This is a genomic window from Mycobacterium sp. IDUB_39 (assembly GCF_055419205.1).
The window spans coordinates 156,840-178,087 of record NZ_JBVAXF010000007.1 but is presented as its reverse complement, the minus strand read 5'-3'; the positions used below and the strand labels follow the sequence as shown (position 1 = coordinate 178,087).

Here is a 21,248-nt window from a genome sequence, read left to right as displayed (position 1 = left end):
TCTCTAGCCCTCCATCGATCCCGACCTTGCCCGCCCTGCCCTTCACTCGTCGCGTCATGACGGCTCCATGGCTGGAGGTGCCGCCGACTCTGAGGCTTGGACCTTCTCGAACTCCTCGCTGCGGGTGAGCCATTCGGTGTCACCGCGCAGTGATCGAATGACGAGTATCGCGATGCCCAGGATGAACCAGGCGATGACGACCGGGAGTGCCCAGTTCAATGGCGCCGCGGGTATCGGATTGAGCGACATGTAGGAGACCGCGACGAGCGCCACGGAGCCGATGATGGGGATGGCGCCGTGTTTGACGATGTTGAACTCCGACAGCGCCCGGGTGCGGTACAACCGCCACACCGCGAAGTTGGCCAGCACGTACACGAAGTTGAGTGCGAACACGAACATCAGGCCCGTGAACGGGAACACCTCTGACAGACCCACCGTTCCGACGAGAAGGAACCCGACGACGACGTTCAGGACGGTTTGCAGCACGACGGCGTTGCCCGGGGTTCGGTTGCGGTTGAGGCGTCCGAGGATTGCGGGCAGAGTTCCGGTGCGTCCCATCTCGTAGAAGATGCGAATCGATGCGTTCATACATGCCAGGCATGCGCCGATGATGGCGGTGATCATGGCTATGGGGGCGAGGATCCAGGCGGCGCCCCAGTGCCGTTCGGCCAGCACGAAGATCGGTGGAATATCCGAATCCGCCATCGTGGAAAGCTGATTCGTACCCCAGCCGGTGATCTCACCCCATGTGGTGATGACCACGAAGATGCCCATGATGACGATCGATCCGAGTACGGCTCTTGGCACGTTCTTCAACGGGTTCGAGGTCTCCTCGCCCAGGGTCGCCGCGTTGTCCCACCCGGTGAGGTTGTAGATGCTGAAGATGAATCCCAGGAAGAAGGCGCCCATCCCCGGGCTGTTGTCGCCCCATATCCACGAAATGCTGGTCCCGCCGTCACCGGGTACGAAGAGGCACCACACACACAGCGTCAACATGATCAGGATCTCGGCGAGGCCGAGGACCACCACGACCCCCACTGCCATCTCCACCCCGCGAATCGCCAGCAGGGCCACGACTGCGATCAGCACGACCATCGGTAGCCACCAGGGGATGTCAATCCCGTAGTTCGCCAACAGAATCTGATGCATCGTGGATCCGAGAAGGGTGGTCAGCATCGCCGTGGCGACGGGATAGAACAGTAGGTATACCCAACTGACCATGAATGCTGAGCGCGGCCCGATGAGTTGCCGTGTGAAGGACCCGTAGGACCCGGCAGAGCGAAGATGGCGTGTCAGCTGCGCCAGCGAGTAGCCCAATAGGTAGGACACCACAGCGGCGAGGAAGACAGCCAACGGGCTGAGGTAGCCCGACGTGACAGCCAGGAACGGCACGGAGAAGATGACGCTGACTGCCGGCGACATCGTGGTGATCGACTGCATGATCGCTCCCGGAAGCGTGACGGCGCCCGCGCGCAGTCCCTCCGGTGGTGCTGTGGCATTGTCCACGGTCGTACTCCTTGGTGGTTCGGTCGATTGCTGATGGAGCCGGATAGAGCGGTTGGGGTGGGACGTTCAGATCCGCGCACGGACGGTCGAGTTGTTGCACGCAACGATCTGACCGGTCAGATGTTCAAGTTCGAGATCGGCGAGGAAGGCGACGAGTTCGGCGACCTTGGTTCCATATCCCTCGACGCTGGGGCCGGCGAGAAGATCCGTCTGAACGGCGACCGCGTTGACAGATACGCCTCTCGGACTGAACTCCCTCGCAAGCGATTTCGTCATGGCGATCGCCGCGCCCCCGAGTGCAGACTCGATGGATCGACCGGCCTCACCGCAGACCCCGGCATCATTGGTGACCAACACGACCCGACCACCACCGTTCTCGACCATCCCGTGAACGCGCTGGAGCCGTTCAAATGCCGACTCGAGAGTCCTCTCGACGACCTCCCACCACGTCGACTGGTCGGTATCGAGAAACCTCTTGGCCTCCTGGGCCGGTGGCATCACGCCGACGATGAGAACGCGCGGAGCGATGCGTGCGGGGGTGCCGAATGGCTGTGACGAGCAACGCAGCCCCATGTTCGTGAGAGCGGCACTGACGGATGCGGCCAGATCCTCTGGTAGAAGGGCCAACTCGGCTTCGGTGGTCGTGGTCACAGCACACTCCCTGCGTTCGGCGAAATGACCTGCCCAGACACCTCGGCGTGACCGCCCAACAGAAATGCGACGGTGCGGGCGATCTCAACGGGTCCTACCAACCCGCGCGATGGCAGGGTCGACAGATAGGCCTCGGTGCGCCATACCGTGCCTGCCGCGATCATGGCGGTATCCGTTGGTCCCGGCGCGACGCTGTTAACGCCGATGCCATCCGGAGCGAACTCCACTGCCAGCGCACGCGTGAGGCCAAGCAGTGCACCCTTTGCGGCCACGTAGTGCAACGCGTCGTCGCCGCCGGCGAGAGCCAGCTCGGACGAGATCGACACAATCTGGCCACCGCCGCGCACACGCATCAGAGGAGCCGCCAGCCTGCACCACCAACCGAATGCGCGCAGGTGGGTACGCAGCATCGAAGTCAATGCGACGCTGCTGATCTCGGCCAGCGGGATCTCCTCGACGTACCCGGCGGCGCTGACCAAGCCGACGACCGGTCCCAGCTCGTCACACACCTTGGCGAACGCTCCGCGCATACCGTCGAGGTCCATGACGTCGACGCGCACGTCGAGATCGACATCGGGCGATGGGGAGCGATCCAGGCCGGCCACGAGCCAGCCCTGGCGGCGAAGTTCCCTCGTCGTCGCGGCGCCGATCCCTCCTGCGCTCCCGGTGACGAGAGCGACCCGGCGATCAGACATCGTCGTTGCCCCCGAAGTCGTTGCCCCCGAACTCCTTGTGGAGGGCAGCGGACATCTCGGCCACGGCAACGTCGAACATCGCCCGGCCCAGCTCGGCGGAACTTCCCGAGGCCGTCCGCAGCACCCCCGACGGATCCACCATCCCTGCCGGTTCTGGAAGGACGGTGTACGGAGGTGCCGACACCGTGGCGGTGTGCGGCGAGATCAACTGCGGCCGGACTCGTTCGGCGTCGAGATGCCACACGAGTGACGTCTCGACCACGCCGGCGTGCTCGGCCTCCCATCCGGGAAACATGCCGTCGAAGATCTCATCCAGTTGGTGTGCGCTGATCTGCTCCCACCAGTTCAGGACAACCACCTTGGCCTGCGCACCGCGTTCCAGGGCGAGGTTGACTCCCTCGACGATGAACAGCGTGTTCTCGTAGTGCCCGTTGATCAGCGCGATGCGTGACAACCCGTGGCGCGCCCATCCGTAGACGATGTCGGAGACGATGGCGCTGAGAGTGGCTCCCCGCAGGCTCACCGTCCCGGGAAACAGTTCGCCGCCACCACTGGCCGGCTGCGAGCGGTAGCCGTAGTTGAATCCGGGCAGGACGACGCCTCCGACCTGATCGGCCAAGGCCTCCGAGAATTTGATGGCGAGGAAGGTGTCGGTGTCCAAACCCATATGGGGTCCGTGCTGCTCAATTGCGCCGACTGGGATGAGTCCGATGTCACGCCCGACCCGTTGTGCAATGTCTGGTCCACTGAGGAGGCCAGCAGATGTTGTGAGCGGTTGAGTCACTGGTATCGCCTTAGGGTTTGGGGACGGGGGATGGGAGCGCTGAGAGCTCCTAGAGATGGGTGGGGTCGAACATTCTCAGCAGGGCTGGCAGGACCACCACTGCCGGGCCGGTCGTGGTGAAGGTCTCCGCCACGACACGGCCGACGTCGGCAAGTGATGCGGGATACGCGGGGACGCCGAAACTGGCTGCCAGCGAGACGAAGTCCGGTCGGGTGAGTTCGGTGGCGGTGGCCTGACCGAATGCGTCGGTCATGTACTCGCGAAGGATTCCGTAGCCGCCGTCGTCGACGATCAGCCACGTGACGTCCGCGTCGTGTTGCCGCGCGGTGGCCAGTTCCGCGATGGAGTACATAGCACCACCGTCGCCGGACACCGCGAACGTCCGCCGTCCCGATCCGATCGCCGCTGCCACAGCTGCGGGGAAGGCGAAGCCGAGTCCGCCGGAGCCCTGTGCCGAGTGGAACTCGCCGTCGACGGGATCCCAGGCCGACCACGCCCAGTAGCCGGCAATGGTCATGTCCCAGAATGTGTGTGCGGTCGACGGGACCGCGGCGCGCAGGTCGCGCATCAACGTCATCTCGGCGGCGACGTCCTGGCCGGCGAGCCTGTTCTCGACCGCCTCGCGCAATCCGGCGGCGACCTGCCTGCCGTGGGACGGGTCGCGCGGTGACACGCGTTCGGCGATGGCGCGCAGTGCCAGTGCCGCGTCGGCATGGACGGCGAGCGCCGGATGGTTCGCCTGCAGAACGCGGGCCTCGGCGTCGATGTGGATCAGCCTGCCCTTCGGGGCGAACGTGAAGTAGTTGCTGGTCACCTCGCCCATCGCCGTGCCGACCGCCAGTAGCACGTCGGCGTTCTCCAACAGGTCGGTGGTGTGGCGGTCCTCGATCCACGACGCGGCCGACAGCGGGTGATCGAACGCGATGGCGCCCTTACCGCCGACGGTCGAGACCACCGGTGCGTCAAGTCTTTCCGCGAGCGGCACCAGAGCCTCGGGACCACCCGCCGATCTGCGGACCCCGCCGCCGGCCAGGATGACGGGCTGGTGTGCCCCGTCGAGTAGTCGGGCCGCGGCCTCGATCACCTCGACGCGCGGCGCCCGGTCACTGGGAGCGGCGGCGACCGATGTCACCGGCGGCACGTACCCAATCCCCGTCGCTCCGCTCGCCCCGTCGGTCGACTCGAGGAGCACGTCCTGCGGGATCTCCACCCAGGTCGGCCCTGCCGGTGCGGACTGTGCGGTTGCCCACGCGTCGGCGATCAGGCTCGGGATGTCGGCGGCCCGTCGAACCACGGCGGTGCTCTTGGTGACGTTGACGGCGCTGCGCTGCTGGTCATCGAGTTGATGAAGCATGCCGCGGCGCAACCCGAGCCCGGAGCGTGGCACCTGACTGGTGATCACCAGCAGCGGGACACACGTGGCGTACGCCTCCTGCAGGGCGCCGAGTGCGGTCAGCGCACCCGGTCCCGTCGACAGGAAGAGGACACCGACTTCGCCAGTGGCCCTGGCGTATCCGTCGGCACCGAACGCCGAGTTGTTCTCCACCCGCGAGCTGACGAACGTGAGGTCACTGCGCCGGATCGCGTCGAAGAGGCCAAGGGCGTGCTGGCCAGGAATGCCGAAGACGTGTGAAACACCCAGTGCGGTCAGGGTTTCGACGACGACGTCGCCCCCGTTTCTCGGCCGGCTCACTGATCGGCCTTGTGGCGCATCGCGAGCAGGGACACCAGATCGTAGGCGACATGTGCGGCCGCCACCCCGGTGATCTCGGCGTGGTCGTAGGCGGGAGCGACCTCGACGACGTCGGCGCCGACGAGGTTGAGGCCGGCGAATCCGCGCAGGATCTCGAGTAGTTCGCGGCTGGTCATGCCGCCTGGCTCCGGCGTGCCGGTGCCTGGGGCGGCGGCTGGGTCTAGGACGTCGATGTCGACCGATATGTAGACGGGACGATTGCCGAGGCGTTGACGCAGCTTGTCGACGACTTCCCGCGCCCCCTCGTAGTAGACGTCGGCCGACGTGACGATGCCGAACCCGAAGCGGCGGTCGTCCTCAAGGTCCTTCTTGCCGTAGAGCGGACCGCGGGTGCCAACGTGGCTCAGGGCCTCGGTGTCGAGGATGCCCTCCTCGACGGCGCGGCGGAACGGCGTGCCGTGCGTGTACTCGGCGCCGAAGTAGGTGTCCCAGGTGTCCAGGTGAGCGTCGAAGTGCACCAGCGCTACGGGGCCGTGCTTCGCAGCGGCGGCCCGAAGTAGCGGTAGGGCGATGGTGTGGTCGCCGCCGATGGTGACCAGGCTCGTGTCGCCCCGGGTCAGATCGATCGCGGCGGCTTCGATGGTCTCGATCGCCTCGTGAATGTTGAAGGGGTTCACCGCGATATCTCCGGCGTCGGCCACCTGGGCGATCTCGAACGGCGACACGTCCAGTGCCGGGTTGTACGGCCGCAGGAGGCGTGAGGACTCGCGAACATGGGTGGGCCCGAACCGGGCACCTGGCCGGTAGGACACCCCGGAGTCGAACGGCACACCGACCACCACGACGTCGGCCTTGCCTACGTCGTCGAGGCGCGGCAGGCGGGCGAATGACGCAGGCCCGGCGAACCGCGGGGTCACTGATGCGTCGATCGGTCCGATGGGGGTGGTCATGCGAAGGCCTCCGCGGGCTTGGTGTGGTGTCGAAGTCGTGCTGTGATCCGGGCCACTGTAAGTCGACTCACGCACCCGCGCAATCACTTCGATCGCCGAATCGATGTTGATAATCACGATATGACGGAGATCTACGGAGAATCCGGCATCATGGGCGTGAATTGCTGCTTCACCTGTCCGATATGACGCGGCGGGCGGGTGGAAAATTCTTCTACGAGATTTCGAGGGTGGTGAACGATGGACCAGGTCGACGAGGCGATCGTGGAACTGTTGGAGGTCGACGGGCGCTTGACTCACCCGGAGATCGCCCGCGCAGTCGGGCTGTCCCGGTCCGCGGCCGCGGTGCGCGTGCAACGGCTCATCGCCAGCGGCCAGGTGATCGTGCGCGGTGTCGTCCACCCCGCGGTGATCGGGCGCGGCGTGCTGGCCTACGTCGGGCTGACGGTCGATGGACCGGTGAAGCGCATCGCCGCCGCGGTCGCCGATCGTGACGACGTTCCCTTTCTGTCGTTGACGAGCGGGTTGCACGGCCTGGTCGCCGAGCTGCGCGCGGCCTCGATGCGCGATATCGATAGGGCAGTCGGCCAACTGCGCGGCCTCGAGGGCGTCGTCGGCGTCGACACGCTCACCTACGTCGAGGTGGTCAGGGACGTGGTGGGCCCCGTCGGGGAGGTCGCCACCGACGTCGATGACGTCGACCTCGCACTCCTTCGGGCATTGCAGGAGGACGGCCGCGCCTCCTATGTCGACCTCGCCAGGGTCGTCGGGCTGTCCTCGGCGGGTGCGCGGCGCCGCGTCGTTCGGCTCGTCGAAGCTCAAGTGGTCCGCATCGGCGCAGTCGTCCGCCATTCGGGTCAGGACCGGCAGAGCGCCATGGGGTTCGGCATCCGACTGACCGGCGACCACCACGACGTCGTGGCCGCATTGACCGCGATGCCATCGGTGATCTTCGTGGCCCGCACCCTCGGCCGGTTCGATGTCCTCGTGACGGTGCGCGCTTTCTCCGCGGCCCAACTCGTCGAGTTACTCGACACGGTGCGCGCCATGCCAGGTGTGAGCGCGCTGGAGAGCTGGGTTCACCTCGAGGTGGTCAAGGAGAGCTACGCCTCGGTGTTGGACTCCGCCGGCTGACAGGCCCTCAGCAGGTGAACTGCTTGCCGATCCCGGCGGGGGGTGTGGCCGGGCGCAGGCAGCCGAAGGTCTCGACGCCCGCGGCGTCGAACTTGACCGCCGACTGGTGGGCGTAGTTCACGCAGTACACGCTGGCAGTGTCGGCGCGGCAGCGGTAGTCGCCGAACGACAACGTCTGTCCGGGCGGCAGTTCGGCGCCGGTGCCCCGGCTGAAACGGCCCGGATCACCGTGCGCTGAGCCAACTTCCACGCTGCGCCCGCTGAAGTCGACCCAACCCCCCTTCCATTGGCCGTAGACGTCCGCTGGCTGCGGCGGGGGATCGGTCAGGTCCACCAGACAGGCCAGTGCGCCGTCGGCCCTGGAGTCGGTCATGCAGTTCGGTGTACCGGACGGGCCGGTGAACGCGACGTCCTCACCGAGCTCGGTGGTCGCACCCGCCCGTGACGCCGTGTGGTGGGCCGCCACGTCGGCCGCTGTGCCCTGCTCGATCCAGCCGATGACGTCGGCGATCGCGGCGCCCGCCTGCGGTGGCTTGGCCGCCGCCGTGGTGGTGGTCGACCTGCCCGTCGATGTCGGCGACGATTTCGAGATTGTCGGGTGGGCTGTCAGCGCTGTTTGAGAGCGTTCGGCTTCATCGCCCGAGGTGGATGAACACCCTGCGACCAGCACAGACGCCGCGATCATGACAGCAATCCGCATACCAACCAGGCTAGCGGGCCGGGTGGTGAGTGCGGGTCAGCAACCCCTTGTCTGAACTATTTCCGATCGAGACCATCCACATTCTTCGCTACCGTCATGTCATGCACGACCGACCCATTCGCGTGACGATCGACAGCGGAACCATCGAGGGGTTCACCCGTGACGGCGTCAACCGGTGGCGATCGGTTCCATATGCACGGCCGCCTGTGGGGGCTCTGCGGTACCGGGCGCCGCAACCGGTGCAGCCGTGGCGCGGCGTGCGGTACTGCCACGGGTTCACCTACTGCGCACCCCAGGACCGCAAGTACACCATGGTGCGCGTCGGCAAGTACCAGCCGATGAGCGAGGACTGCCTGACACTCAACGTCGTCGCGCCGGAGTCCGTCTCTGTCGGCTCCTCGCGCGAGCGCTCGTCGGCTGACGGCCCGCTGCCTGTGATGGTCTTCATCCACGGTGGCGGCTACATCCTCGGTAGCTCGGCGACGCCGATCTATGACGGTGCCGCCCTGGCGAGGCGTGGCTGCGTCTTCGTGTCGGTGAACTACCGGCTCGGTGCGCTCGGATGCCTGGACCTGTCGTCGCTGTCGACGCCCGAGCATCAGATCGACGACAACCTGTTTCTGCGCGACCTGGTGCTCGCGTTGCAGTGGGTCCGCGATAACGCGGCGGTGTTCGGCGGTGACCCCGACAACGTGACGATCTTCGGCGAGAGCGCCGGCGCGCACGCCGTCGCCACCCTGCTGGCCGTGCCCGAGGCGAAGGGACTGTTCCACCGGGCGATTTCGGAGAGCCCCGCCAGCGGTATGGCGGGCACACCGGAGATCGCGGCGGCATTCGCCGACGACTTCGCCGGCATCCTCGGCGTCGCACCTCAGGATGGCGCGGCCGCGTTGATGGCCGCGCGCCCGTCGCAGTTGGTCGAGGCACTCAACACGCTGATGCGGAACATGAAGGAGATGCGCGGCGCGTTTCCCGTCGGCCCGACGTATGACACCGAGTACCTGCCTCGGGATCCGGTCGCCGCCATGCGCGACGGTGCCGCGCACCAGGTGCCGCTCATCGTGGGCACCAACGCCGACGAGGGCAGACTCTTCACCCGGTTCCTCCAACTGCTGCCGACTACCGAGCCCATGATCGACGTGTTGTTCGCCGATACCGATGTTGACGTACGAAACCGGATCACCAACGCCTATCCGGGGTATCCGAACTCAGCGGCATGCGTCCGGTTGGGCGGGGACTTCGCGTTCGGGACAGCGGCGTGGCAGATCGCCGAGGCGCATGGCCGACACTGTCCGACGTACGTCTACCGCTACGACTACGCGCCGCGCACCTTCCACTGGTCAGGGCTGGGGGCCACCCACGCGACCGAACTGTTCGCGGTGTTCGACGTGTACCGCACGCGTTTCGGCTCGCTGCTCACCGCGGCGGCGGACGGAGCCTCCGCGCGCCGGGTCAGCAATGACGTGCAGAACCGGTGGCGGGCGTTCAGCCGTGACGCCCTGCCGGGTGAGGGCTGGCCGACCTATACCCATGAGGACCGGGCGGTGCTGGTGTTCGACCGGCAGACGCGTGTGGAGTTCGACCCCGACGCCGATCGCCGACGCGCCTGGGAGGGCTTCACACTCACCGCGAACTGAGGTGTGATTTCGACTGCGCGGCACCGCTCGATGTGATTGCGTGAGCGGGTGAGCCACCCATTGGATCCGCTATCGGCCGACGAGTTCAGCGCCGTTGCAGCCATTCTGCGACGCGAACACGGCGTGGACTTGGGGTGGCGCTTCGCGTCGATCGAGTTGGCCGAACCCGGTAAGGAGGAGTTGGCTGCATTCTCCGACGGCGGCCCGACGCCGACACGCAGGGCGACGGTGGTCTGCTTCGAGCGGTCCGTCAACGCGACCTACAAGAGTGTGGTGTCGCTGAGCGAGGACAGCGTCGAGTCCTTCGAGCACATCCCCGGCGTGCAGGCGAACTTCACCGTTGACGAGTTCGTCGAGTGCGACCAGGTGCTGCGGACCCATCCCGACGTCATCGCGGCATTGGCCGGGCGCGGCATCACCGATCTCGACAACGTCTTCATGGACACCTGGACCTTCGGTGATGCCGTCATCCCGGACGAGTTCCGTGGGCGGCGGCTGGGCTGGTCGGACACGTGGCGCAAGGACGGGCCGGGCGCCAATCCGTACGCGCACCTGATCAGTGGGCTGCACTGTGTGATCGATCTGAACAGCATGGAGGTGCTGCGGGTCGAGGACAGTGGCCCGTTCGCCGGCGGGGGTATTGAACCGCCAAATGTCATGGGGGAGTATGTGCCCCGACACATTCCCGACCGGATCCGGGCTGCGTCCCGGCGTGAGCCGCTCAAGCCGCTGCACATCACCCAGCTCGAGGGTCCGTCGTTCAGCCTCGACGGCAACCTGCTGCGCTGGCAGAACTGGTCGCTGCGCATCGGATTCAACTACCGCGAGGGCATGACGCTGCACACCGTGCGCTATCAGGACGGGGACCGGGAACGGTCGATTGCGCACCGGATGTCATTCGCGGAAATGGTGGTGCCGTACCGGGACTCATCGGTTGATCACTACCGGCGCACCGCATTCGACATCGGCGAGTGGGGGCTGGGCTTCATGACGCAGTCCCTGGAACTGGGTTGTGACTGTCTGGGGGAGATCCGCTATCTCGACGCCGTGCTGCATGACAGCAGGGGTGAGCCCTACACCATCACCAACGCGATCTGCATTCACGAGGAGGACAACGCCGTGCTGTGGAAGCACGTCGACCACGACATCGGTGCCGAGGTGCGGCGGATGCGCCGGCTGACACTGTCGTTCCATGTCACCGTCGCCAACTACGAGTACCTGGTGTACTGGCGGCTCTACCAGGACGGCAACATCGAGTGTGAGGTGCGGGCCACCGGCATCATGGTCACCACCCCGTTAGCGCCCGGTCAGCCGAACCCCAACGGCACGCTGGTCGACGAACGCACCTACGCACCGTTCCACCAGCACTTCCTGGTGGCGCGACTCGACCTCGACATCGACGGTCCGTCCAACACCGTCTACGCGAGCGAGTCGTACGCCGAACCGATGGGCCCCGATAACCCCTACGGACTGTCGGTGGTCGTGCGCAACGTCGCGCTGCGTAACGAGGAGGAGGGCAAGCAGGACGTCGACTTCAGCACTCAGCGGGCCTGGAAGGTGGCCAACCCCAACGTCACCAACGGGCTCGGCACCCATCCCTCCTACAAACTCGTGCCGGGTAGCGCGATCCCTCCGATGTTCGACTCGAAGTCGCCGGTACTGCAGCGCGCCAACGTCATCGGACACACCCTCTGGGTGACGCCCAACCGCCCCGACGAACGGTGGCCCGCGGGCGAGTTCGTCAACCAGTCGGTTGCGGACACCGGTCTGGGGCGGTGGACGAAGGCGAACCGTCCGATTGAGAACACGGATGTGGTGCTCTGGTACGTGTTCGGACTGCATCACATCACCCGTCCCGAGGACTGGCCGGTGATGCCTGTTGACGTGGTGTCGTTCTGGCTCAAACCGTTCGGCTTCTTCGACCGCAACCCGGCACTCGACGTGCCCGCGGCACCACCCGAGCAGTGTCACGCTGCACATACTTGACACCCGTCAACTGAATCGACGGAATTGTCGCCGCTGACGACGCCGGTGCCCTAGGTTGGCGGGGTGCAACCTTCCGCGCCACTCCTCGAACGCCCCGCCGACCTGACCGCCGAGTGGCTGACTGCCGCCCTCGGGGCAGGCACCGTGTCGGACTTCAGCTACGACCGAATCGGCACCGGTCAGATGAGCGAGTGCTATCGCGTCACCCTGGCGTACGCCGATGGCGGGGAGGGCCCCACCGCGGTGGTGCTCAAGGTGGCGGCGGCCGACCCGAGTAGTCGTCAGACCGGTCTCGCGATGGGCCTCTACGAGCGTGAGGTCTGCTTCTACACCGATATCGCGCCGGGGCTCGACGGTCCGGTGGCGCCCTGCTACCACGCTGCCTACGATCCGGAGACTGGCGTCTTCGACCTGCTGCTCGGCGATGCCGCGCCCGCTGTTGTCGGCGATGAGATCCGCGGTGCCACAGCCGAACAGGCGGCGATGGCGCTGACACAGCTGGGTCGCGTCCACGGACCCCTGCTCGGCGACGCCACGCTGGCGGCCGCCGAATGGCTCAACCGAGAGTCACCGGTCAATCAGGGTCTCGTCGCGGCGTTGTATGCCGGGTTCATCGACCGGTACCACGACCAGATCAGCCCCGAGCATCGCGACGTCTGTGAACGATTTGTCGAGTCGTTCGACGCCTACATGGCGGCGGAGGCCGAGTCGGACCGGGTCAGTGGGTTGGTGCACGGTGACTTTCGGCTGGACAACATGCTGTTCGGTGAGGAGGGCGCGGACCGACCACTCACGGTCGTCGACTGGCAGACCGTGACCTGGGGCCCGGCGTTCAGCGACGTCGCGTACTTCCTCGGCTGCGCATTACCGATACCGCAGCGCCGCGAGCAGTACGACGCCCTGCTGCACGTCTATCACGATGCGCTCGGCGCGGATGCCGACGTGAGCTTCGACGACGTTTGCGAGGGCGTGCGGCACCAGAGCTTCTTTGGTGTGCTCATGTCGATCGTCTCGCCGATGCTCGTCGCCCGCACCGACCGCGGTGACCAGATGTTCATGGCGATGATCGAACGGCACTGTCAACACGTCATCGACACCGACGCGCTGGCCGTGCTTCCGCCGAAGTCGACTCCGGAGCCGTTGCAGCCCAACGCCGATGACGAGGGGACTCACAACCCCTCGGGTGAACCGCTGTGGAGCGAGAGCTGGTACTTCGATTTCGCCGATCCCGGTCAGGACGTCGGCGGCTGGATCCGTCTGGGATTGCTCCCGAACCAGGGGAAGGTGTGGATCAACGCGCTGGTGTGTGGTCAGAACATGCCGACGGTGGCCGTCCTGGACTTCGAGGCGCCGCTGCCCGAGGTGCACACCCACGTCCAGACGGACACCATAGATCTGGGCATGGAGGTGGTTGAACCGCTGCGCACGTACCGGGTTTCACTGCGCGGTTCGGGTGAGGCACACGAAGACCCGGCGGCGCTGCTGCGCGGGGAGAGTGGCCGCCCCGCCGAGCTGACGATGGATCTCACCTGGACCACCGTGGGTACGCCGTACCAGTACCGGGTGTCGCCACGATACGAGATCCCGTGCACGGTGTCGGGCACGGTGACGGTCGACGGCCGCACCTTCGACCTCGTCGACGTCGCGGGCCAGCGGGATCACTCCTGGGCGGCACGGGACTGGTGGGGCATGGAGTGGGTGTGGAGCGCGCTGCACCTCGACGACGGCACGCACATTCACGGTGTCGACATGCGAATCCCTGGAATGCCGCCGCTGGGTCTCGGATACTCGCAGCGTCAGGGTGAGCCGCTTGTGGAGTTCGAGCGGGTGACGGCGCGAGAGACCTTCGACGAGAACGACTTACCCCTGGCGACGGTTCTGGAGTGCGCACCAGGTGACATTTCCGCGAGTATCGACATACGGGGCCACGCGCCTGTGTTGTTGACATCGCCTGACGGTCGGGTGAGCCACTTCCCGCGCGCCTGGGCTACTGTGGCCACCGCCGACGGTCGGTCCGGGGTCGGCTGGGTCGAGTGGAATCGCAACCAAACCTGATGATTTTCAAGTCAATTGCACTGTTCGTGGCCGCAGCCATTCTCGAGATCGGCGGTGCTTGGCTGGTTTGGCAGGGCGTTCGCGATCACCGCGGCTGGCTGTGGATCGGTGCGGGTGTCCTTGCGCTCGGCGCCTACGGCTTCGTCGCGGCCTTTCAGCCCGACGCGCACTTCGGCAGGGTGCTGGCGGCCTACGGCGGCGTGTTCATCGCAGGATCGCTGCTGTGGGGGATGGTCGCCGACGGCTTCCGGCCCGATCGGTGGGACATCACCGGTGCAGTGATTGCTCTCGCGGGCGTCGGACTGATCATGTACGCGCCGCGATAGGACCCGTCGGCAGGAACGTTGCGCTAAGGGTCAGCGACGCGCGGACCACGCGGTGGCGAGTGCCACCACCGCAGGCAGGAGGAATGTCGCGAACAGCCAGCGCGCGGCATCAGCGGTATGAGACGGGTCGGTGAAGCCGACGATATTGGTCACGGTTCCGGCTATGGCGGATCCGACGGCTGTCGCGGTGAGTTGAACGGTCGTAGCGGATGCGCCAGCCAGGGCTTGGTCGCGGTCGCCGGCCAGTTGCAGTACATCGGTCAACAAGTGAGGCCAAGCGGCGCCAACACCCAAGCCGACAAGCAGCAGCCCCAGTGCGACCGTCAGTACGGTGGTGGGTGCGTGCGATTCGAGCGGGCCGACAAGGACCAGCACGATCAGACCGGTGATGGTGCAGGCGGGCGCTGTAGCGATCAGCACCGCCTTGCGACGGCGTACACCGCTGAACGCGACCGACCCCGCAGTCCACCCGGCGGCCATGATCGCGCCGAGAAATCCGGCTGCCAACGGCCCAAGCCCCTGCAGGTGCTGGCCGAAATATGGGACGAACACCTCGACCGTCGATGCGATGACGAGCGCTGCCATCGTCACGTAGATCAGCCTCAACCGACGATTGGGTCCGAATGTTGCCGCGGGCAGCACCCCGGAATCTGTGCTGCGTTCACGCCACAGCCAGATCAGCAAAATCATGGCCGCCACGAGTATGCCGGCACCGTTGACTACCAGCGAGGTGGTCACACTGGCGCCCGAGATCACCAGCACGGCCGCTGTGAGCAGGCTGATCGCGAGCCACGGGATTCGCAGCGGCGCCAGGTCATTGGATTGGGCGGGGAGTCGGGCGGCTCCCCAAACACTGAAGACGAGGACGATCGGAACCAGCATCCAGAACGCGCCCCGCCACAGGTGCAGCTGTGACCACAAGCCGCCGAGCGCAGGACCTACGAGGGTCGCGACGCCCCACATCGCCGAGACCAGCGCCATCGCCCGCGGCCACAACTCCTCGCTAAGCGCCAACCGCACGATCGAATAGCACAGCGCGAACAGCAGGCCACCGCCGAGGCCCTGGACGGCACGGCCGACGAGCAACGCCGGCATCGACGGAGCAACTGCGCAGAGCACCGTCCCCAGCGCGAGTGTGATTGCCGACCAGCGGTAGGCCGATCGCGGTCCGATCTTCGCCAGCACCACGCCTGCCAGCGTTGAGCCCAGCACCGAGAGCACCATGAAAACGGTTGTCGCCCAGGCATACAACCTGGCACCACCTATATCCTCGACGACCGATGGCATCACGGTGGCCGCCAGGTACACATTCGTCGCGTGTAAGCCGACGCCGCCAGCCAGTGTGGCCGAGACCGGGCCATGGCGGCGGCCAAGCAGTGTTCCCCAGCTTGCTGCCGTGGCATCGGCAGCCGAGGACACTTCAGGAGATGACGACATATCCGCCTACTTTCGATACGCACCGAGTCGTATCGAATACGTTAGGCTGATTTCGTGCAGGAAGACAAGTCGCGTACTGGCCGACCCCGCGACGAGAGCATTGATCATGCGGTTCGTGACACCACGCTGACGCTGCTCTCCGAGGCGGGGTATGGCGGGCTGGCCATCGAGGCAATCGCTCGAGGTGCCGGGACCACAAAGGCCGCCATCTACCGGCGCTGGCGCAGCCTGCCTGGTCTCGTGCTGGACGCGCTCGCCATGCAGTTGGGCGCGCTTGATGCGCCGGACACCGAATGCACCATCTGTGACCTTTGTGATGTAATCAAGCTGCATCTCAACGTATTTCGTCGACTACCACCGGATGCCCTCGCATCACTTCTGGCTGATTGCAATTCCGATCCCGCACTGCGGGAAGCTTTCATGACGACTCTGTTCCAACCACCGCGCGTTGCTGTCGTCCAGGTTCTCGATGCCGCCATTGCGCGCGGCGACCTGCGAGCCGATACCGATCGCGAACTACTGCTCGATCTACTGGCATCCCTCGTTCACTACCGGGCCTTGTTTGGCCATGCGTCGACGAGCGACAACGGAGTCGAGGAAGCTGTCCACGCCCTGCTGCGCGGTGTGGCCGCCAACTACGAGCGGTTGGTGGCGATAAGCAAGGCGAAGACTGGCGATCCCCGTATCCATCACCGCCATAGCCATTGACGATGGGCTATTGCCCTAGCGGCCTTGCCGCCCCTGGGATGAACGAGCGTGCGCGCAGCTCAACGCCAAAGATCGCGGTGGGATCGCGAATCGCACTAGCGTGATTGATGCGTACCGCTTGAGGAGATGATTGGTGCCCACGTCGAGGACGGACCCTGCTAACGCTGTCCATTCAATCCGTGAGACCGTACGCGAGGCCTGTCGCAAAGCTTGGACCGAGCTGCGCGACGCATGCCCCGACGAGGCTTTCTACTATTACGGGCTGTGGACGACCGCCGCGCTCCACCAGCCGGCGCCTACTGCATGCTCGGTCGAGGGACTCCAGCGCATCGTCGCTGAAGCGGCGACACAGCCCAGACCTTGGGCGGCGGAACGAGAGCTGCGTTGGTCCGAATCCGATTCACCGTACGACCTGTTCGGCTATGACGAGTTCTTTGGACAGGTCGAGCGTCTGTTCACAGACCTTGGCGACCCGTATGAGCTCTCCGACGAACTGCGCACCGCACTGGTGAATGCACTGACGGGCGCACTGGCTGATCTCGACCGAGAGGGCTTCTTCGGTGCGGGCGCCGCGCGAGAATCGGTCGTCATCAACCTGACTTTCCCCGGAGAAGAGGACGAGGCGGACGCTGTAGCTCGGGCGCGGCAACTCAATCCACCGAGCGCCCTTCAACAGTACGAGCTCGATCTGTTTCCCCATGAGGCCCACGACGGTCCCACCGCTGTCCAGGACGTCGCCGACGAACTCAATGACCGGCTGCGTTAGGCGCTGGGCTGGGCGGGGCGACCTGCTCACCGGCGCTGCGGTAGCGACCGCATAAACGTCGTGCGCGTAGGTTGCGATCTCGCTAGTTTCGATTGTGCTAGGGGCCTTCGTCTTCCGAGTTCTCCTCGGGTGGGTGCAGCATGCGTTCGGGGTGGTGAAGGTCGTTGGTGCGGGCTTGGCCGGTGTCCAGGTGTGGGGGTGGGATCCATTCGGTGCGGCCGTCTTTGCGTTTTCGGGTGATCCACTGGGTTTGTTCGATGAGGCGGTTGTCGGGTCCGCAGGCCAGTGACAGTTCGTCGATGTTGGTCTGGCCGCCGTTCTTCCAGTCCGTGACGGCGTGGTGGGCTTGGCATTTGTAGCCCGATGCTGTGCAGCCGGGGCGGGTGCAGCCCCGGTCTTTTGCGTAGAGCACGATGCGTTGGGCGCCGGTGGCGCAGCGTCGGGTGCGCCCGAGGTAGAGGGCCGCTTCGGTGTGTTGGTCGAACACCGCCAGATAGTGGAAAGAGTGCGAGGCCTGCGCGATCAGGTCGCGCATGGGTAGCCGGGTGCCGCCGGCGGTGATGGCGTGCCCGGTGCCGGATTCCAGTTCCTGCAGGGTGGTGGTGACGATGATGGTGGTCGGTAGCCCGTGGTGCTGACCGAGTTGTCTCGAGCAGAGAACGCTTCTGCCCATGGCGAGTAGGGCGTCGTGGTTGCGTTGGTATTGGGTGCGGTCATCGCTGTCGATGGCGGCGTCGGTGGGTTCGCCGTCGATGGTCGGTGTGGGGTCGTTGGGGTTGCACATGCCGGGCTTGCCCCAATTGGCGACGATGGGTTCGAGGGTGGCCCGCGCCTGTGGGGTGAGGTGTCCGCTGATGGGGCTCAGCCCGTCGGCGCCCTGGTTGCCGATCGAGATGCCGCGGCGGCGGTCGCGTTCGGTGTCGGTGTAGTCCCCATCGGGGTGTAGCAGCGCCAGCAGCAGAGCAGTGGCACTGCGCAGACCCTCGGGGCTCTGTTTGACGGCCACTCGCACCAGATCGGTCTCGGCGTCCTGGCGAGTGTGGGTGTCGATGTGCTCGGGTAGGTCGGCGAAGAACTTGCGGATGATCGCGATGTGCTCGGTGTTGATCTGTCCGCGGGCCTGGGCGGCGGCGGTGCGCTCCAGCACCGGTGGCAGGGGTTGGCCGGTCAGGGTGTGGCGCGGGCCCAGGTCGGCGGCGCAGCGGATGCGCTTGCCGGCCTCGTTGACGCTGATCCGCAAACGGAATGCCACCAGCCTTGGCAGGGTGGTGTCACCCAACTCGAGCGGGTTGGCCTCAGCGGCCAGCCGGTTGAGGACGCGCTGCTCGGTGACGGGCAGTCTGCGGTTCACCCGCTCCAGGCGGTCCATGACATCGAGGAGTCGGCGGTGGCTCATCGTGTCGATGCATGCCTGGTCCAGGTCATCGAGGGCGGTGTCGAGCGCGTCGAGGGCCGCGAGGACCGGGCCCTCGTAGTCATGCAACTCCGCCACTGACATATCTCGAACATACATTCGACTGACGACAAGAATGCTCGGTTTGTGACTAGTGAAACCAAAGGGACAGAAGAGTTTTCACCAATTCGCCGAACGCGCGCAGAGTCGGATCTGAGACCGGCGTGTCGCCCGCAGACACGCGCGCTCGCGGGAGGGGCTTGCTAGTCCTCGGAGCGCTGGAGGAGGCCCAGGGCGAGCCATATGACCGTGCTCGTCGCCGCCGCGGTGATGACGGCGGGGCCGACCGACATCGTGACCAGGCCGACCAGGGCGAGTACGACCGCTCCGACTGCTAGCGCGACCAGCTTGTACATCGGCCACGCGACCCCGGCGATGTACACCTGGGGCGGCAGCTGGATGGGGGCGGTCATGAGTTCTACGATAGCTCGCATCCAAGTTTTCGGTCAACCGAAACCTTGAATCTGGGTTGACCTGTTTCGCGGGGTCCTACGCTGGTGGGATGCCACTGACCGGAGAATACGAACCAAGCACGTCGGACTGGGCCCGAGAGAACGCCGAGCAGTACATGGCCTCTGGCGGGACCGAGGGTACCGAGATGAAGGGCAGGCCCGTCATCCTGCTGACCACCATCGGAGCCAAAACGGGCAAGATCCGCAAGACCCCGCTGATGCGCGTCGAGCACGACGGGGAGTATGCCGTGGTCGCGTCGCTCGGCGGCGCGCCGAAGCACCCCGTCTGGTACCACAACATCGTCGCCAATCCCCGGGTGGAATTGCAGGACGGCACAGTGACCAAGGACTACGAGGCCCGCGAGGTGTTCGGCGACGACAAGGCCGCCTGGTGGGAGCGCGCGGTCGCCGCCTGGCCCGACTACGCCGAGTATCAGAAGAAGACCGATCGGCAGATCCCGGTGTTCGTGTTGAGCCCGGTGAGCTGATTTCGCGCCGCCAAATCAATCGGCTTCGTGCCACGTGGCACCATTGACCGGTGTCCACGCAACTGAGTCGGAGTTCCCGGATGTCGCCGCTGAGCGCGGCCGATATCGAGGCGGCGGCTCAGCGAATTTCCGGGGTCGTGACACCGACGCCGCTGCAGTTCAGTGATCGGCTGTCGCAACTGACCGGCGCGCTGGTCTACCTCAAGCGTGAGGACCTGCAGGTCGTCCGGTCCTACAAGGTCCGGGGCGCGTACAACCTGCTCAGGCAGCTCACGGCCGAGGAGATCGCGGCGGGAGTGGTGTGCTCCTCGGCGGGCAACCACGCGCAGGGGTTCGCGCAGGCGTGCCGTGAGATGGGCATCCACGGCCGGGTGTACGTGCCCGCCAAGACGCCGAAGCAGAAGCGCGACCGGATTCGTTATCACGGCGGCGAGTTCATTGAACTCATCGTCGGCGGCAAGACCTACGACATGGCCGCCGAGGCGGCGCGCGAGGATGTGGCCCGCACCGGCGCCACCCTGGTACCGCCCTATGACGATCTGCGCACCATGGCGGGGCAGGGCACGATCGCTGTCGAACTGCTTGACCAACTCGACACCGAGCCCGATCTGGTGATCGTTCCGGTCGGCGGCGGCGGCTGTATCAGCGGCGTCACCAGCTATCTCACCGAGCGCACCACCCGCACCTCGGTACTCGGCGTGGAGCCGGCGGGTGCCGCGTCGATGTTGGCTGCCCTGTCGGCAGGCGAGCCGGTGGTCCTCGACGACGTCGATCAGTTCGTCGATGGTGCCGCGGTGAACAAGGCTGGGGCACTTCCATTCTCGGTGCTCGCACAGGCCGGGGACATGGTCACGATCACCTCGGTCGACGAGGGCGCGGTGTGCACGGCGATGCTCGATCTGTACCAGAACGAGGGCATCATCGCCGAGCCCGCAGGTGCCCTGTCGGTCGCCGGATTGCTGGAAGCCGACATCGCCCCGGGATCGACCGTGGTGTGCCTGATATCCGGTGGCAACAACGATGTGTCTCGCTACGGCGAGGTGCTGGAGCGCTCGCTGGTCCACCTCGGGCTCAAGCACTACTTCCTTGTCGACTTCCCGCAGGAGCCCGGGGCTCTGCGCCGTTTCCTCGACGGCGTGCTCGGGCCCGACGACGACATCACGCTGTTCGAGTACGTCAAGCGCAACAACCGCGAGACGGGGGAGGCGCTGGTCGGCGTCGAGATGGCCAACGCCTCCGACCTCGACGGTCTGATGGCGCGGATGCGTGACTCCGAGTGTCATATCGAACTGCTCGAGCCCGGCTCTCCGGCGTATCGCTATCTGACCTAGACCGCCGACGCGCGCGCAGCGCCCTCGGGCTCGACGAGCACGAGCGACTCGTCATTGGCGCGGAAGATCGGATGGATCGGCACGTCGAACCGCGCGGCACCCCTGTCGAGGAGCGTCGCCCACCGCCGGTCGCGCCCGCTGACTCCTCCGGTGCCCGGCCGGGTCAGTAGTAGGGCGACGGTGACGTCGGGGCCGATCCCATCGAGCACTGCCCGCAGCATGCCGAAGAGGTCGTCGACGATCCGCGGTGTCGGGCGGTCCGGCACCGGCATGTCGTGGAGCACCTTGAGCAGACGTCGGTCCGGCCCGACGAACACGAACCGCAGCAGTCGCTCGCCGAATCCGAGTTCGCCCATCAGTGCGCGCCACCGCTGGCCGAGGTCGGCCGTGGAGTGGATCGGATCGGTCGCGGTCTCGAGCGGGGGTGGGTGGTACGGAGTAACCATGCAGGCGAGCATGTCCCCTGACCGGCGTGCCGGGGAAACGATCCATCCACAGG

Annotated in this window: 20 protein-coding genes; 9 read left to right on the top strand and 11 right to left on the bottom strand. The window is 66.0% G+C overall.

Annotated elements, in window-relative coordinates:
* Nucleotides 1–54 precede the first annotated feature (54 nt).
* From ACZY0X_RS25245 to speB, 6 genes are all read right to left on the bottom strand, one after another.
* On the bottom strand, nt 55–1,506 hold the full coding sequence (locus tag ACZY0X_RS25245) for an APC family permease (protein WP_463774322.1): 1,452 nt from the start codon (nt 1,504–1,506) through the stop codon (nt 55–57).
* Between the two features lie 66 nt (nt 1,507–1,572).
* On the bottom strand, nt 1,573–2,157 hold the full coding sequence (locus ACZY0X_RS25240) for an SDR family oxidoreductase (protein ID WP_463774321.1): 585 nt from the start codon (nt 2,155–2,157) through the stop codon (nt 1,573–1,575).
* Nucleotides 2,154–2,852: an SDR family NAD(P)-dependent oxidoreductase gene (locus ACZY0X_RS25235; RefSeq protein WP_463774319.1), complete on the bottom strand. Its 699-nt coding sequence runs from the start codon at nt 2,850–2,852 to the stop codon at nt 2,154–2,156. The genes ACZY0X_RS25240 and ACZY0X_RS25235 overlap by 4 nt, the downstream gene beginning before the upstream one ends.
* Nucleotides 2,845–3,636, bottom strand: coding sequence for a creatininase (locus tag ACZY0X_RS25230; protein WP_463774318.1), 792 nt, complete (start codon nt 3,634–3,636; stop codon nt 2,845–2,847). Before ACZY0X_RS25230 ends, ACZY0X_RS25235 begins: the two co-directional genes overlap by 8 nt.
* A 49-nt stretch (nt 3,637–3,685) precedes the next feature.
* Entirely contained in the window at nt 3,686–5,329 is a 1,644-nt protein-coding gene (locus ACZY0X_RS25225; RefSeq protein ID WP_463774317.1) for a thiamine pyrophosphate-binding protein, read from the bottom strand.
* Nucleotides 5,326–6,279, bottom strand: a complete 954-nt coding sequence (speB, locus tag ACZY0X_RS25220; protein ID WP_463774315.1) for an agmatinase — start codon at nt 6,277–6,279, stop codon at nt 5,326–5,328. The genes ACZY0X_RS25225 and speB overlap by 4 nt, the downstream gene beginning before the upstream one ends.
* Nucleotides 6,280–6,516: 237 nt before the next feature.
* Between speB and ACZY0X_RS25215 the strand changes: the two genes are divergently transcribed.
* Entirely contained in the window at nt 6,517–7,410 is an 894-nt protein-coding gene (locus tag ACZY0X_RS25215; protein WP_463774314.1) for an Lrp/AsnC family transcriptional regulator, read from the top strand.
* A gap of 7 nt (nt 7,411–7,417) precedes the next feature.
* Here the strand turns inward: ACZY0X_RS25215 and ACZY0X_RS25210 are convergent, their stop codons facing one another.
* Nucleotides 7,418–8,110 (bottom strand): hypothetical protein, encoded by a 693-nt coding sequence (locus tag ACZY0X_RS25210; RefSeq protein WP_463774312.1) that lies wholly within the window; start codon nt 8,108–8,110, stop codon nt 7,418–7,420.
* A 101-nt stretch (nt 8,111–8,211) separates the two neighbouring features.
* On the opposite strand from ACZY0X_RS25210, the gene ACZY0X_RS25205 reads away from it, so the two are divergent.
* The 4 genes from ACZY0X_RS25205 to ACZY0X_RS25190 all read left to right on the top strand — a co-directional run bounded on the left by ACZY0X_RS25205 (nt 8,212) and on the right by ACZY0X_RS25190 (nt 14,114).
* Nucleotides 8,212–9,747, top strand: coding sequence for a carboxylesterase/lipase family protein (locus tag ACZY0X_RS25205; RefSeq protein ID WP_463774311.1), 1,536 nt, complete (start codon nt 8,212–8,214; stop codon nt 9,745–9,747).
* Between the two features lie 48 nt (nt 9,748–9,795).
* Complete coding sequence (locus ACZY0X_RS25200) at nt 9,796–11,733, top strand: primary-amine oxidase (RefSeq protein WP_463774310.1); 1,938 nt, start codon at nt 9,796–9,798, stop codon at nt 11,731–11,733.
* Nucleotides 11,734–11,796: 63 nt separating this feature from the next.
* Nucleotides 11,797–13,788, top strand: a complete 1,992-nt coding sequence (locus ACZY0X_RS25195) for a DUF7064 domain-containing protein (RefSeq protein WP_463774308.1) — start codon at nt 11,797–11,799, stop codon at nt 13,786–13,788.
* The gene (locus ACZY0X_RS25190; protein ID WP_463774307.1) at nt 13,788–14,114 is read left to right on the top strand and encodes a YnfA family protein; all 327 of its coding nucleotides are present in this window, start codon (nt 13,788–13,790) and stop codon (nt 14,112–14,114) included. Before ACZY0X_RS25195 ends, ACZY0X_RS25190 begins: the two co-directional genes overlap by 1 nt.
* 30 nt (nt 14,115–14,144) lie before the next feature.
* On the opposite strand, the gene ACZY0X_RS25185 is transcribed toward ACZY0X_RS25190, so the two are convergent.
* Complete coding sequence (locus ACZY0X_RS25185; protein ID WP_463774305.1) at nt 14,145–15,551, bottom strand: MFS transporter; 1,407 nt, start codon at nt 15,549–15,551, stop codon at nt 14,145–14,147.
* Nucleotides 15,552–15,605: 54 nt separating this feature from the next.
* Here ACZY0X_RS25185 and ACZY0X_RS25180 point away from each other — a divergent pair, with 54 nt between their 5' ends.
* Complete coding sequence (locus ACZY0X_RS25180) at nt 15,606–16,259, top strand: TetR/AcrR family transcriptional regulator (protein WP_463774304.1); 654 nt, start codon at nt 15,606–15,608, stop codon at nt 16,257–16,259.
* 133 nt (nt 16,260–16,392) lie between these two features.
* Nucleotides 16,393–17,025: a DUF4303 domain-containing protein gene (locus ACZY0X_RS25175; RefSeq protein ID WP_463774303.1), complete on the top strand. Its 633-nt coding sequence runs from the start codon at nt 16,393–16,395 to the stop codon at nt 17,023–17,025.
* A 97-nt stretch (nt 17,026–17,122) separates the two neighbouring features.
* Here the strand turns inward: ACZY0X_RS25175 and ACZY0X_RS25170 are convergent, their stop codons facing one another.
* Together ACZY0X_RS25170 and ACZY0X_RS25165 are read right to left on the bottom strand one after the other, a co-directional pair.
* Entirely contained in the window at nt 17,123–18,523 is a 1,401-nt protein-coding gene (locus ACZY0X_RS25170) for an HNH endonuclease signature motif containing protein (RefSeq protein ID WP_463774302.1), read from the bottom strand.
* Nucleotides 18,524–18,681: 158 nt separating this feature from the next.
* Nucleotides 18,682–18,891, bottom strand: a complete 210-nt coding sequence (locus ACZY0X_RS25165; RefSeq protein ID WP_463774301.1) for a hypothetical protein — start codon at nt 18,889–18,891, stop codon at nt 18,682–18,684.
* Nucleotides 18,892–18,980: 89 nt separating this feature from the next.
* Between ACZY0X_RS25165 and ACZY0X_RS25160 the strand changes: the two genes are divergently transcribed.
* Both ACZY0X_RS25160 and ilvA read left to right on the top strand, forming a co-directional pair.
* Nucleotides 18,981–19,418: a nitroreductase family deazaflavin-dependent oxidoreductase gene (locus ACZY0X_RS25160; protein WP_463774299.1), complete on the top strand. Its 438-nt coding sequence runs from the start codon at nt 18,981–18,983 to the stop codon at nt 19,416–19,418.
* 50 nt (nt 19,419–19,468) lie between these two features.
* Nucleotides 19,469–20,749 (top strand): threonine ammonia-lyase IlvA, encoded by a 1,281-nt coding sequence (gene ilvA, locus ACZY0X_RS25155; protein ID WP_463774298.1) that lies wholly within the window; start codon nt 19,469–19,471, stop codon nt 20,747–20,749.
* Here ilvA and ACZY0X_RS25150 read toward each other — a convergent pair.
* Complete coding sequence (locus ACZY0X_RS25150; protein ID WP_463774297.1) at nt 20,746–21,195, bottom strand: hypothetical protein; 450 nt, start codon at nt 21,193–21,195, stop codon at nt 20,746–20,748. The genes ilvA and ACZY0X_RS25150 overlap by 4 nt on opposite strands.
* Nucleotides 21,196–21,248: the final 53 nt, after the last annotated feature.